Source organism: Capsulimonas corticalis, from assembly GCF_003574315.2.
GTDB classification, from domain to species: Bacteria; Armatimonadota; Armatimonadia; order Armatimonadales; family Capsulimonadaceae; genus Capsulimonas; species Capsulimonas corticalis.
This window is the reverse complement of sequence record NZ_AP025739.1, coordinates 3,646,251-3,659,200: the sequence shown is the minus strand read 5'-3', so window position 1 is coordinate 3,659,200 and position 12,950 is coordinate 3,646,251. Positions and strand designations below refer to the sequence as shown.

Annotated in this window: 11 protein-coding genes; 8 read left to right on the top strand and 3 right to left on the bottom strand. The window is 63.1% G+C overall.

Annotated elements, in window-relative coordinates:
• The first annotated feature begins 316 nt into the window (after window positions 1-316).
• Window positions 317-1,048, top strand: coding sequence for a DUF1559 family PulG-like putative transporter (locus tag D5261_RS15670; RefSeq protein WP_119320388.1), 732 nt, complete (start codon window positions 317-319; stop codon window positions 1,046-1,048).
• An 84-nt stretch (window positions 1,049-1,132) separates the two neighbouring features.
• On the opposite strand, the gene D5261_RS15665 is transcribed toward D5261_RS15670, so the two are convergent.
• Window positions 1,133-1,756 (bottom strand): FMN-dependent NADH-azoreductase, encoded by a 624-nt coding sequence (locus D5261_RS15665; RefSeq protein WP_119320389.1) that lies wholly within the window; start codon window positions 1,754-1,756, stop codon window positions 1,133-1,135.
• Window positions 1,757-1,907: 151 nt separating this feature from the next.
• On the opposite strand from D5261_RS15665, the gene D5261_RS15660 reads away from it, so the two are divergent.
• From D5261_RS15660 to D5261_RS15645, 4 genes are read left to right on the top strand one after another with little or no spacing between them, the layout of a single operon-like run.
• Window positions 1,908-2,498: a TetR/AcrR family transcriptional regulator gene (locus tag D5261_RS15660; protein ID WP_165864030.1), complete on the top strand. Its 591-nt coding sequence runs from the start codon at window positions 1,908-1,910 to the stop codon at window positions 2,496-2,498.
• A 55-nt stretch (window positions 2,499-2,553) separates the two neighbouring features.
• Window positions 2,554-3,180, top strand: coding sequence for a TetR/AcrR family transcriptional regulator (locus D5261_RS15655; protein ID WP_119320391.1), 627 nt, complete (start codon window positions 2,554-2,556; stop codon window positions 3,178-3,180).
• A gap of 45 nt (window positions 3,181-3,225) precedes the next feature.
• On the top strand, window positions 3,226-4,713 hold the full coding sequence (locus tag D5261_RS15650) for an MFS transporter (protein WP_119320392.1): 1,488 nt from the start codon (window positions 3,226-3,228) through the stop codon (window positions 4,711-4,713).
• 7 nt (window positions 4,714-4,720) lie between these two features.
• Window positions 4,721-5,407 (top strand): hypothetical protein, encoded by a 687-nt coding sequence (locus D5261_RS15645; protein WP_119320393.1) that lies wholly within the window; start codon window positions 4,721-4,723, stop codon window positions 5,405-5,407.
• A gap of 302 nt (window positions 5,408-5,709) precedes the next feature.
• Here the strand turns inward: D5261_RS15645 and D5261_RS15640 are convergent, their stop codons facing one another.
• Window positions 5,710-6,165 (bottom strand): GNAT family N-acetyltransferase, encoded by a 456-nt coding sequence (locus tag D5261_RS15640; protein WP_119320394.1) that lies wholly within the window; start codon window positions 6,163-6,165, stop codon window positions 5,710-5,712.
• A 10-nt stretch (window positions 6,166-6,175) separates the two neighbouring features.
• Window positions 6,176-6,898, bottom strand: coding sequence for a glycosyltransferase family 2 protein (locus tag D5261_RS15635; RefSeq protein WP_119320395.1), 723 nt, complete (start codon window positions 6,896-6,898; stop codon window positions 6,176-6,178).
• 148 nt (window positions 6,899-7,046) lie between these two features.
• Between D5261_RS15635 and D5261_RS15630 the strand changes: the two genes are divergently transcribed.
• The 3 genes from D5261_RS15630 (at window position 7,047) to D5261_RS15620 (ending at window position 12,948) form a co-directional block, all read left to right on the top strand.
• The gene (locus tag D5261_RS15630; RefSeq protein WP_165864031.1) at window positions 7,047-9,743 is read left to right on the top strand and encodes a transglycosylase domain-containing protein; all 2,697 of its coding nucleotides are present in this window, start codon (window positions 7,047-7,049) and stop codon (window positions 9,741-9,743) included.
• Window positions 9,740-11,602: a penicillin-binding protein 2 gene (gene mrdA / locus D5261_RS15625; RefSeq protein WP_119320397.1), complete on the top strand. Its 1,863-nt coding sequence runs from the start codon at window positions 9,740-9,742 to the stop codon at window positions 11,600-11,602. Before D5261_RS15630 ends, mrdA begins: the two co-directional genes overlap by 4 nt.
• A 71-nt stretch (window positions 11,603-11,673) precedes the next feature.
• Window positions 11,674-12,948 carry a cellulase family glycosylhydrolase gene (locus D5261_RS15620; protein ID WP_119320398.1) on the top strand — a complete coding sequence of 425 codons (1,275 nt, stop codon included), beginning with the start codon at window positions 11,674-11,676 and terminating at the stop codon, window positions 12,946-12,948.
• The last annotated feature ends 2 nt before the right edge of the window (window positions 12,949-12,950 follow it).

Here is a 12,950-nt window from a genome sequence, read left to right as displayed (position 1 = left end):
CATTATTAACAGTGTACCAAAGCTTATCAGGAGCCGATAATACAAAGGCGATCCGCCCCGGGAATTGCTCTGAATTTCCTGTATATATTCCAATACGCATGGGTAAAACGGGAAAACACCGGATATTTCATACGGTTTTTCACTGAAATGATGAGTTTTGAGTTCGGATCAATATTTATTTGATTGATCAAAACCTGGAACAAAAACGGTTGACATTTGGTTCCTCAGGTGATACAATGAACTCGTGCCCTCAATGTTGTGACACCGTGGTTTGATCCACTTAGCAACCATTACGATCTAGGTAAAGGAAGCAATTATGCGCAAAGGTTTTACTCTCATCGAGCTTCTCGTCGTGATCGCGATCATTGCCATCCTGGCGGCGATCCTCTTCCCCGTTTTCGCCAAGGCGCGCGAAAAGGCCCGGCAGACGGCCTGCTTGTCGAACGAAAAGCAGATCGGTCTGGCGATCATGCAGTATTCGCAGGACTATGATGAGCTGCTGATGCCGCGCTACACGGCTTATAACGGCAAGAACTGGCATTTCCTCTGCCAGCCGTATGTTAAGAGCTACGCCGTGCTCCAGTGCCCGTCCAATCCAAAGAAGGATCAGGCGGATACGGAAGGCATCGGCAACGTGTCTTACTCCGTGAACACGGGCTCCAACCGCCCGTTCACCGACCTGAATAACCCCACCAGCCCGACGGTCTCGCTGGCGAGCTTGCAGGCTCCCTCCCAGACGATCGGCGTGGTGGAGAGCACCACCAAGTACACCGATTTCTATGTGGACCTGACCTGGGGATGGGCGCAGCCGACCGTCGCCACGGATCATCAGGGCAACCTGTTCTCTGGACACACCGGCTTCGCGAACTTCCTCTTCCTGGACGGCCACGCGAAATCCATGCGGCCCCTGTCCACCCTGGACGCTACCGACGGCGGCGCCGGCGGCACGGTGAATATGTGGACGCTGGACAACACGCCGTTCAGCACCGGACCGAGCGACGCCAGCGGCTATACGGTCTTGAACTACTCGCAGAACCTCTACAAGTAACTTATCGCATACAAAACTCAAAACGGCCGTCCTGGGAAAATCCCTGGACGGCCGTTTTCACGTTTCCGCAGCCGGCGCCCTCGCCTAGCGGGCCGACGCCGCCACGAGCGCGTCGACGCGCTCGTTCGCCGCCGCGACGGCCTTCTGCGCCATCTCCGGTCCGTAAGCCACACCCTCGATCGTCACGACCTCGACATCCGTCAGCCCCAGGAAGCCAAGCAGGGTCTTGAGGTACGGTTCCTGGAAATTCATCGCCTGCGCCGGCCCCTCGGCGTAAACGCCGCCGTACGCCAGCACCAAATACAGCTTCTTTCCCTTCAGCAATCCTTCAGCGCCGTCGGGGCCGTATCGGAAGGTCACCCCGGAGCGCGCAATATGATCGATCCAGCTCTTCAGCGCCGAAGGGACGCCGAAGTTGATCATGCCCGACGCGAGGACGATGATATCGGCCGCCTGAAGCTCGCCAACCAATGAGTCGGAGTGCGCGAGCGCGGCGATGTCCTCCGGCGTCCGATCGGCGGCGGGACGGCGAATGGCGTGGACGAGTGATTCGGCAAGATGCGGCGACGGATCAGCGTTCACATCGCGCTTCGTCAGCGTAGCGCCGGTGTGGGCGGCTTGCAGTTTGTCGGCGAAGACGCGCGCCGTTTGAGTCGAGAGCGAATCCTCACCGCGCGGGCTGGACGTCACGAGCAGAATATTTGTCATTGTGTTCTCCAGAAATCCATAAGAAAGCATCGCTTGCAGTTTAAGCAACACCTGTTGTATAATTACCGCAGGATGACCGCTCGAATCAATGAGCAAAATCGCCGTTTTGTCGCTTACCCGACAGATCATCGAAAGTGTTGTGGAAATATTTATGAGCTGCCCCGCAAACGAACCCAGCGACCCGCGTGTGCGCCGCACGCGCGCCCTGCTCCAGAACGCCCTGCGCGACTTGCTGCACGAAAAGAAGTTCGGCGTGATCTCGGTGCAGGATATCGCCGAGCGCGCAACCGTCAACCGCGCGACGTTCTACGCGCACTTCGACGACAAATATGCGCTGCTCTCCTGCGTTCTCCGCTCTGAGCTCGGCGCAAAGCTTTGGAGCCGTTTTCCCAAGCCCACGCCGCTGACGTGCGAAAGCCTGACCCTCCTGGCGGCGGCCGTCTTTGAGTTTATCGGCGAGATGAGAACGCAGTGCCCGGACTCGGCGCGGGACATGGAGAACACGATGGGATCCATACTTCAGGAGGAGATTTACGAATTCATCGATACCTGGCTCCGCATCGGCGGCCTCGCCCCGCCCCTGCGGGGCCAGCCACGCGAAACCGTCGCCACCGTCTTCAGCTGGAGCATCTACGGCGCCGCGCATCGCTGGAGTCGTAGTGACCGAAAACAAACGGCCGAGGACGCCGCGCGCGAAATCTCGGCATTGCTGATGCCGGCGCGTGAGCTGAGCGCTGTGTGAAACCCAGTATTCTCGGCGCCTTGACAATTCTTGAACGATCAGTCAGAATATACTTATGAGTACTTTAGAGTCTCCAGTCAAGCGCGTGGGCGCCGCCGAGCGCGGCCGGCCGCGTGAGTTCGATACGAGCGCCGTGCTTGCGGCGGCGGCGGATGCTTTCTGGGAGCGTGGCTACCATGCGACCTCGATCGACGATCTCTGCAAAGCGACGGGACTGCTGCGCGGCAGCCTCTACGCCGCCTTTGGCGATAAGCGCGGCATCCTGCTCGCGGCGCTCGATCACTACAGCGACGCCGCGGTGGCGCGCCTGGCCGGACGCCTGAGCGCCGCCGAACCCAGCCGCGAGACCCTGCGGGCGGCATTGATGTACTACACGCGTACGGCGGCGATCGTGAACGGCCAGTGCGGGTGTCTGATCACCAACCTGGCGACGGAGATGCTGCCGCAAGACGCCGAAGTGGCGGAGAAGATATTGCGCAATCAAACGCGAATGGCGGCGCTGCTGGCGGGCGAAGTCGCACGCGGGCAGAAGGCCGGCGTGTTCTCCAACCAGATGGGCGAACGCGAGGCGAGTAACTTCCTCCTGTGCATCATCCAGGGACTGCGCGTGATGGGGAAAGTCCAGCACGAGGAACAAAACCTGCGCGACGTTGTTGAGATGACGATGAGGGCGCTGGCGTAGATTTTTTTTGCGCGGATTATTGAACGAACAGTCAGGAATAACACCATGGAAAACGCAGTCACAATCGAAGCAAGCGACGCCAAAAAGCAGGCGGCGGCGGAGCGCGTCGGAGCGCTCGACGCGCGTACGCGCAGCCTGGCGCTCGCCGCCCTGCTTGTGGGCGCGTTTCTGCCGCCGCTGGACTTCTTTATCGTCAACCTGGCGCTGCCGGCGATCCGCAGCGGCCTGCACGCAAGCGCGTCGCAGCTTCAGCTGATCATTTCGGCGTACGCCTCGGCCTACGCGGTGTTCTTAATCACCGGCGGCCGCCTCGGCGATCTTTACGGGCGCAAGCGGATGTTCATGACGGGCATGGGCGGCTTTGTACTAGCGTCGGCGCTGTGCGGGCTGGCCCCAAGCGGCGGCGTGCTGATCGCGGGACGGATTTTGCAGGGGATCACGGCGTCGGTGATGGCGCCGCAGGTGCTCGCCACGATCCGCACGGTGTTTTCCGACGGAGAGCTGACGCGCGTGATGGGGCTTTACGGGTCGGTGTTCGGTCTCTCGGCGATTGCCGGGCAGCTCGGCGGCGGCGCCCTGATCACCCTCCACCCATTTGGCCTCGGCTGGCAAAGCATCTTTTGGATCAATGTGCCGATCGGGGCCGTCGCGCTGATCGGCGCGGCGAAGTTCGTTCCGGAAACGCAGCCCGCTCAGCGGGCTCGCATCGATGTCGCGGGGGTCGCGCTGCTGTCGCTCTTTTTGGCGTCGATCATCTACCCGCTCACCCAGGGCCGCGAGGCCGGGTGGCCGCTCTGGACGTATCTCAGCTTCCTCGCGAGCGTTCCGATCCTGGCGGCGTTCATCGCCGCCGAGAACCGTATCGCGCGCTCGGGCGGCGATCCGCTGATCGACCTGACGCTGTTCCAGCGAAGCCCGTTCGTGACGGGCCTTGCGATGACATTTCTCTTTTATTCGATCTCGGCGTTCTTTCTGACGTTCGGCGTCTATCTGCAAAGCGGACTGGGCTGGAGTCCCCTCGCCTCGGGCGCGGCGATCATGCCGTTCGCGGGCGGGTTCATGGCGGCATCGCTTTACTCGGCGACGCTGGCGAAACGCGTCGGAGCGAATATCTTACAGATTGGCTTCGGAATGCTCTCCCTGGGCTTCGCCGGCGCGATGCTGGCCCTTCGCGGCGCTGACGCGCCCGGCCTCGCGTTCTACGCCGCGCTGCTCTGCGCGGGGTTGGGTCAGGGGTTCGTGCTGCCGTCGGTGGTGCGTACGGTGCTGGCGTCGGTTGACGCCAGCCAGGCGGGGCTGGCGTCGGGAGTGGTGACCTCCACGCTGCAAATCGGCGCCGCCGTGGGCGTCGCGGCGATCGGCGGAGTCTTCTTCACGGTTCTCGGGCATCGGACGGCGCCGGCCTCGTACGCGACGGCGTTCCAAAGCACGATGGCCGTCCTGAGCGTCTTGCAGCTGGTCTGCCTGCTCCTGGCGGCATTCGCCGCGCGCAAAAAAAATCGACCGGAACGCGAGAGTTTCCGGGTATCATAGAGCGCTTATGGGCGGCTATTACATCAACATCAATATTCGAACGGACGATGCGGACGCGGTGCGCCGAGAGGTGATCCATGCGTTCGCGGACGAAGGCTTCCGGCTGGAGCGCGACGACCAGGCCTCGCAGGTCGCCGACAACGACGATCTTCTCCCAGACGACGACGACTGGTATGGCGTGATCGTCAGCGGCGCGGCTGAGCCCGGCTGGGTGACGGTCTATGTCGAAGATTGGGCCGACAGCGGCCTGCTCACCCGCCTGCTCTCCAAGGCGCTGGACGCTCCGGCGCTGGAGCTCTGGGTGGCCGACGACATCCACTGGGGATACAACTACTCGGAATCCGGCCGCGTCGTCGATAGATTCGCCGATAATCCCGCCAGCGTCGCCTCGACCCCCGAAGAAGCCGAGCTGTACATCGGCGATCCCACCGCGCTCGCCGGCATCCTGCAAACCACACCCGAAGCGCTCGCGAAAGCCCTCGCCGACGCCCGCGCCACCGCCGGCAAGTTCGTCGGAAGCGCCATCGACGGCCTCTGCGACGCCGTCGACCTGCCCTTCGACCACGTGTTCACCGGCTACGAATACTTCCTCACCGACGATCCCGAAGACTACGCCCAGGACCTCGAAGACTGGCCCCAATTCCGGCACCTCATTTTCCGCCACCCCGAGAAGCGCGAGCGGCTGGAAGAGTAGCGCGCCCCATCCTCTCAACTCGCTTTGGCTCGTTTGTCCCCTTTCCCTGCTTTGGCTCTGGCGCCCCCCGGCGCTTCGGTCGCTCTCTCCGGGGCAAACCCACCCCGGCCCTTCGGGCCACCCCTCCCGCCGACGGGAAGGGTTATTTCAGAGCGTGTTATCGCAGGCGGCTTTCGTCAGAGGCAATCCTACAAACCCTTCCCGTCGGCGGGAGGGGTGGCCCGAAGGGCCGGGGTGGGTTTGCAAGGGCGAAGCGCCGGGGTGGGTTTGCCAGGGTCGAAGCGAATTGGGGAAGCCGAGCCTCAGCGAGGCGGGGGGATGGGGCTCTTCCGCATCATCCGGTGCAAAATCCCCGCGTCCATAAACTCTTCGCCAAAGCTCTCATAACCCAGCCGCTCGTAAAAATCCAGAACCGCCACCTGCGCGCTCAGCTGCGCCTCCGTGTATCCGCGCCGCAGCGACTCCCCCCAGGCGAACTCCATGATCGACGCGCCGACTCCCCGGCCGCGCGCGGCGGCGAGCACGCAGACGCGGCCGATCTTCACGATCCCGGGTTTGTAATGCACGAGGCGCGCCGTTCCGAGAGGGGCATGAGAATGGGCGTCGCGGGCGAGGATGTGCAGGGCCTCGGCGTCGTGCTCATCCCACTCCAATTCGGCGGGGACGTTCTGCTCAACGACGAAGACTTCGCGGCGAATGGCGAAGCAGGCGACGCGGTCTTCTTCGGTCTCGGCGAGGGCGATGAACAGATCGGTCATAAGAGTCGTCTCAGTTGAAGAAGCGGAATTTGAGGAGCGCCCAAACGGCGTCCTTGGCGTCGCGCCAGCCGATTTTTTTGCCTTCGGCGGCGGTGCGGGAGTGGTAGTGGATGGGGATCTCGACGATTCGGTAGCCGCGCCGGGCAATCTTCGCTGTCACTTCCGGGCAGAAATCGAAGCGTTCGCAGCGCAGAGGGATCGAAAGAAGCACTTCTCTGCGAAACATCTTGTAGCACGTCGCCTCATCGGTGATCGACGTTCCATAAAGCACATTCGTCAATATGGGCAGCAGGCGGCGCGCCAGATAAAACTTATCGTGGTCGCCTTCCTGGTTCAGTCGCAGCGCTTCGGGCGACAACCGTGTGCCGTAGACCACGACCGCGCCTGCTTTGATCTGATCCAGCATGGGTACGAAGTCCATGGGGTCATATTCACGGTCGGCGTCCTGCACCACCACCACATCCCCCGTGGCGTGGCTGAGCGCGATACGGATCGCCGCGCCTTTTCCGGCGTTTCGGGGCGCGTAGATGATCTTGAGACGGTCGCCGGGATCGGCGGGAAGCGCGTGGAGGATGGAGGCGGTCAGGTCGGTCGAGCCGTCGTCCACCACGATCAGCTCCAGATCCAGCGGCACGGCGAGGACATCCTGAATGATCTGCGCCACCGTCCCTTCTTCGTTGTAGACCGGCATCAATACGGATAGCCGCCAGGAGGCGGTGGAAGAAAGCGACATCGGCGGCGTGAACTCCCTCTTCGGAGCAGGCGCGGCGGAGACCTTCCGCGCGCAATTTGCGTATCAGGTATTATACCAGTAGTTCGGCGCATCGCGGGGTTTGACTTGACAGATCGCTCATACCCCCTGCATAATGGATCAACACTTTATGGCAACAACCGGCACACCCAGACGTCCACCCGGCTCCGGCGGGGATGGCTCTCGCGGCTCACAGCCGCCGCCCAACCCTCCTAGCCGTCGCGGCGGCCGCGCGCGCAAAGCGCCGCGGCGGCGCAGTTTCTGGCGTTCCCTGTGGACCTTCCTCCAGGCAATCGTTCTCGTCATCCTCGTCGTCCTATGCTTTGGCATCGGCTACGTCTGGCTCCAGATCCGCAATTCGAAATCGACCGTCATCCCAACCTTCAACCCACCGGGACGCACCGCGATTCTCTCGTCCGACGGCGTCGCGCTTGCGACCGTCTTCACCGAGAACCGCCAGGTCGTCTCGATCAGCAAGATTCCCAAGGACCTTCAGAACGCCACTGTCGCTCTGGAGGATCAGCGGTTTTATCAGCACAACGGGATCGACTTCTGGGGCATCGGACGCGCGCTGACGCGAAACCTGCGCAGCGGCGAGCTGAAGGGCGAAGGCGCGTCGACACTCACCCAGCAGCTGGCGCGTACGACGGGCGTGGACGGTCTGACGCGCGAAAAATCCATCCAGCGCAAAGTGCATGAATGGATCATCGCCAACCAGATCGAAAAGAACTTCACCAAACAGCAGATTTTAGAAGCGTATTTGAATCAGGTCAACTATGGCTCCGGCGCCTACGGCGTGGAGGCGGCGGCGGGCACTTACTTCGGCAAGGATGTTCAGGACCTAGACCTCGCCGAGTGCGCACTGCTCGCCGGCCTGCCCAACCGCCCTTCCTACTGGAATCCGTATAAAGACAAAGACCTTTCCCGAAAGCAGCGCGATATCGTCCTCGGGCGGATGCTGGATCAGAAGTACATCACCAACGATCAGTATCAAAAAGCCCTCGCCGAGCCGATCCATCTGGCTTCGCCCAAGGCGCCCAAGCGCGGCAGCCAGATCTACCACGCCCCCTTCTTCGTCAACTTCGTGATGGAGCAATTGAAGGCGAAGTACGGCGAGGACTATCTGCTGCGCGGCAACCTGCGCGTTTACACCACCCTGAACTGGGAGATGCAGCAGGTCGCCGAGGAGGAAGTGCGCAAGCAGGTCGATATCAACGCCCGGAGCGGTCCGAATCAGGCGTGTCTGGTCGCGATCGATCCGAAGACCGGCCAGATCAAGGCGCTGGTCGGCGGCGTGGATTACGGCGTCAGCAACTTCAACATCGCCACGCAGGCCCGGCGTCAGCCCGGCTCGCTCTTCAAGGCGATCGTCTACGCCGGCGCGATCGACAGCGACCTGGTGACGGAAGACACCAGCGTTCTGGACGCGCGGATATCGTTCGAAACCGGCGCCGGAACGTGGACGCCGCAGGATGACAATGGCTACTCCGACCGCCGCGTCACGCTGCGCGAAGCGATGGCGCAGTCGATCAACGTTCCCGCCGTCAAGGTGCTCAAAGAGTTCGGCCCGACAAACGCCGTCCGTTACGCCCGCGTCATGGGCATCGAGTCCCCGCTGGATCCGGTGCTTTCCCTCGCGCTCGGCTCCAGCGGAGTCACTCCTCTGGAGATGACGAGCGCCTACGCAACCTTCGCCAATGGCGGCAACCATCCGGTCACCAGCGCCTTCACACGCGTGGAAGAGACCGACGGCACCACGATCGAGGATATCCCGGCGGCGATCGAGACACACGTGATCAGTCCCAAGGCGGCGAAGCAAGTCGACGATATGCTGCGCGCGGTCGTGACGGACCGATACGGCACCGGTTACAAGGCCGGCGTGATCCCGGACGCGCACGGCAAAACGGGAACCACGCAGGGGCACAAAGACACCTGGTTCATCGGCTACACGCCGAACCTGGTCGTCGGCGTCTGGGCCGGACGACCGGTACGCGCCAGCAAACACCATCCGGCGTCTTACGGCGAAGAGATGGGCGGCAACTCCTGGGGCGCGACCGAATGCGTGCCGATCTGGACGGCGTTTATGCAGCGCGCGGAGCCGATCTTCGTCAAGGCGGTTCAGAAGGAGCTCAGTCGAATCAAACCCGCGCCGAAGAAAGAGGACGCCAAGCCTGCGGATGCGGCAGCCGCCGGAACGACCACCGGCGACCAGAACGCCGACCCCAAAAAGCCGCGCCACAAGCATCACGACGGGACCGGCGATACGGCGGATACCAGCACGGACAGCGCGGCTCCGGCCGCCGCCGACAAAACTCCGGACGTGACCGACAACGGCGACGGGACCGTCACGGTCAACGTGGACAATGACACGGGCCTGATCGCGCCGCCTGGAGCGCCGAACTCCAGCCGCTCCACCTTCGCCAAGGGCAGCGAGCCGACCCAGCGCACGCCCGATTACGGCAAGGCGCACGATCTGACCGGCGATTCGCCCAGCGCGTCCGCCACCGATAACAGCGGCGACAATGCGCCCGCCGACGCCCCGCCGGATGCCCCCGTGACGCCGCGCCGCCACGCCGACGCCCCGGCGCCGTCGCCCGATCCCGTCCGTGACATCGCCATCCCGGCCATTCCCCGGGCCCGAGCGCCGCATATTCCCGCCGCGCCTCGGCCCAAACGCGTGGAGTATGTCACCGTGAGCATCAATCCAGAAGACGGACTGCTCGCGACAAAGTGGGATCCGGAGGTTGTCGAAAAGACATTCGTCAAAGGTCAGGAGCCCCACCGGCACAGCCATCTGCACCGGCCGCCGCCTGGAGAGGCGCAATGATCTCGCCCCACCGGTCCCAAATCCCGCCGATCCCCAATCCGGCGCGCCAGTCGCAACCTAACGACCGGCGCGCCGTGGTGCTTCGCGCGCGCCTCTTTGGAACCTTCATCCTGCTGCTGTTCGCCTGCCTCATCACCCGTCTCTGGTTCCTGCAAATCGTCAATGGCGACGATTACCACGCCAAAGCGGAGGCGAACCAGGCGCGGCGCATCCAGTCGCGCGCTCCGCGCGGCGCCATCGTGGACTGCAGGGGCGATATCCTCGCCGCGAACCGCTCCCGCTTCGCCGTTTACGCCACGCCCGATATCGTGAAAGACACCGCCGTCCTGGACCGCGTCGCCGAGCTGCTGGGCATGACGCAGCAGGATATCGCCGAGACGATCAAAGAAAAGAAACAAAACCGCTACGATCCCGTCCGGATCGCGCTCGATGTGCCGATGACCACGGTCACCCAGATCGAGGAGTATAAGCCGTTCCTCGCCGGAGTCAGCACCGAGCCGGAGCCCGTACGCTGGTATCCGCACGGCTCACTCGCCGGCAACCTGCTGGGCACCATGGGCCGGATCAACGAAAACGAATTCCGGGACCTGAAGAACAAGGGGCTGGGCTACTTCAACGACGACTTCCTGGGCAAGACCGGGATCGAGGACCAGTACGAACGGTACCTGCACGGCGCGCCCGGCGGCACGGACGTACAGATCGACGCGCGCGGACGCAAAGTGCGCACGATGAACTCGGAGAACGCGACGCCTGGATCGAGCGTGCAACTCGCCCTCGACGCCAAGGTCCAGCAGGCGGCGGAGCAGGTGTTCGCGCAGAACCACTATGTCGGAGCCGCCGTCGCCATCAATCCGCAGACCGGCGCCGTGCTTTCGATGGTCTCCGCCCCGACCTTCGACCCCGACGACTTCGCGACAGGCATCAAAGCCGAGAACTGGAAGCCGCTCAGCACCAACCCGAACCATCCTTTGATCGACCGCACGCTCGACGCCATGTATCCGCCCGGATCAACCTTCAAACCGATCGTCGCCGCCGCGGGCCTGGAGACCGGCGCCATGACGACGCATTCCGGCGCCTACTGTCCTGGCTCTTATCATCTGGGCAAGGCGCGGTTCGGCTGCTGGAGCGTCCACGGCAGCGTCAACTTCTACTCCGCCATGGCGGGTTCGTGCGACGTCTTCTTTTATATCTACGGACAGGCGATCGGACCGGACCGGATCTCCACCTACGCCAAAGCCTTCGGCCTGGCGGAAAAAACCGGCATCGACCTTCCCAGCGAAGACATCGGCTCCATCCCCTCCCCGGCCTGGAAGAAGAATCACTTCAAGCGCTACGGCCCCGAATATTCGCAATGGTTCGGCGGCGACACCCTGCACATGTCGATCGGCCAGGGAGACGTCCTGACGACCCCTCTGCAAATGGCGCGCGTCACGGCGACCGTCGCGAACGGCGGCGACGTCCTGAAACCCTACGTCGTCAGCCGCATCATCAATCACGCCGGCGAAACGGTCTATCAGGGCCAGCGCACGCTGGTCCGCCACGTCCCTGTTTCCGCCCGGAACATGGAAGAGGTCCGCAAAGCGATGCGCTACACCACGACCAACGGCACCGGCAAGATCGTGGACTTCCCGCAGGTTCAAGTCGCCTCCAAGACCGGCTCGGCGCAGACCCACGGCAGCAAGCTGACCCACGGCTGGTTCGTCTGCTTCGCTCCCTACGATCACCCCACGATCGCCATCGCCGCCATCGTCGAACACGGCGGCCACGGCGCCGGCACCGCCGGCCACGTCGCCCGCGCCATGCTGCAAACCTACTTCCACCTGCCCGTCACGCCGGAGAAGTCCGCCAAGAGCGATTAGGCAGGGCGTCCCCCACAGGGCTCACTAGGGGCCAGGGCCATCTTCATCGACATTGATAAGGAGATTCTCCGATGTCTCGAATCCCGCGCATTGCCGCGCTCGTGTGCTCCGCGCTGGCGCTCGCCGCGCCGTCCTACGCCAAGGAGCATTCCCTCTTCCCCGAAACCGTCCACGATCAGATCGGCGTGAATATCCACTTTACCGCGCCGAAGCCCGGCGAGATGGCGATGCTGGAGGCCGGGGGCTTCGGCTGGGCGCGTATGGACTTCGCCTGGGAATCGACGGAGAAGACCAAGGGCGTCTACGACTTCCGCGCTTACGATGGGTTGATGGCCGAGCTGAAACGCAGCCATATGCGCGCTCTTTTTATCTTAGATTACCGGAACGCCGCCTATGGACCCGGCGGCGCGCCGCCGTATGACGATGAGGGACGCGCGGCATTCGCGCGCTGGGCGGCGGCGGCCGCCAAACATTTTCAAGGACAGGGGGTTGTGTGGGAGCTCTGGAATGAGCCGAACGGCAAATGGTTCTGGCCGAATCCAAGCGCCGCCGACTACTCCAAGCTGGCCCTCGCCGCCGACAAGGCGATCCGCGAGACGTGTCCCAAAGAGATCTTGATCGGCCCCGCTGTCTCCGAAGTGGATCTTGCGTTCCTGGAAGGCTGCTTCCAGGCGGGATGCCTTCAGTACTGGGACGCCGTTTCCGTCCATCCCTACCGCCAGACGGCGCCGGAAACCGCCGGGGCGGATTACGAGAAGCTGCGCGGATTGATCGCGAAGTATGCCCCGGCCGGCAAGACGATCCCGATCGTTTCTGGGGAATGGGGATATTCCGTGGCGTGGGGCGGCTACGATGAAGAACGGCAGGGCAAGTATCTGGCGCGTGAATTCCTGTTCAACATGGAAAGCGGCGTCCCGCTCTCGATCTGGTACGACTGGCATGACGACGGCGCCGATCCGAAGGACGCCGAGCATCACTTTGGAACGGTGCGCAATGAGCTTCATCCGGGGCGCGCGCCGATCTACGATCCCAAGCCGTCCTACACGGCCGCCCAAACGCTGACGAAGGCGCTGGGCGACTACCGTTTCGATCGCAGGATCGCCGCCGGCGACGCCGCGACCGACCATCTCCTGGAATTTCGAAAAGACAAAGCGCGCGGCTACGCCGTCTGGACGATCTCGGACACGCCCCGCCCGGTCACGCTGCCCATTTCTGCGGGAACTTACACGATCTGGAGCGGGCAAGGCGATCGCAAGTTGACGCTCACGGCGGACAAATCCGGCCTGCCGCTGACCATCACCGACACGCCCCAGTATATCGTCCGGGGAACTTCCCACGGCCGTTAGCG

Bases quoted from the DNA above. Each gene is read 5' to 3' on its own strand.
- D5261_RS15670 (WP_119320388.1), top strand. From the start codon at position 317: ATGCGCAAAGGTTTTACTCTCATCGAGCTTCTCGTCGTGATCGCGATC.
- D5261_RS15665 (WP_119320389.1), bottom strand. From the start codon at position 1,756: ATGACAAATATTCTGCTCGTGACGTCCAGCCCGCGCGGTGAGGATTCG.
- D5261_RS15660 (WP_165864030.1), top strand. From the start codon at position 1,908: ATGAGCTGCCCCGCAAACGAACCCAGCGACCCGCGTGTGCGCCGCACG.
- D5261_RS15655 (WP_119320391.1), top strand. From the start codon at position 2,554: ATGAGTACTTTAGAGTCTCCAGTCAAGCGCGTGGGCGCCGCCGAGCGC.
- D5261_RS15650 (WP_119320392.1), top strand. From the start codon at position 3,226: ATGGAAAACGCAGTCACAATCGAAGCAAGCGACGCCAAAAAGCAGGCG.
- D5261_RS15645 (WP_119320393.1), top strand. From the start codon at position 4,721: ATGGGCGGCTATTACATCAACATCAATATTCGAACGGACGATGCGGAC.
- D5261_RS15640 (WP_119320394.1), bottom strand. From the start codon at position 6,165: ATGACCGATCTGTTCATCGCCCTCGCCGAGACCGAAGAAGACCGCGTC.
- D5261_RS15635 (WP_119320395.1), bottom strand. From the start codon at position 6,898: ATGTCGCTTTCTTCCACCGCCTCCTGGCGGCTATCCGTATTGATGCCG.
- D5261_RS15630 (WP_165864031.1), top strand. From the start codon at position 7,047: ATGGCAACAACCGGCACACCCAGACGTCCACCCGGCTCCGGCGGGGAT.
- mrdA (WP_119320397.1), top strand. From the start codon at position 9,740: ATGATCTCGCCCCACCGGTCCCAAATCCCGCCGATCCCCAATCCGGCG.
- D5261_RS15620 (WP_119320398.1), top strand. From the start codon at position 11,674: ATGTCTCGAATCCCGCGCATTGCCGCGCTCGTGTGCTCCGCGCTGGCG.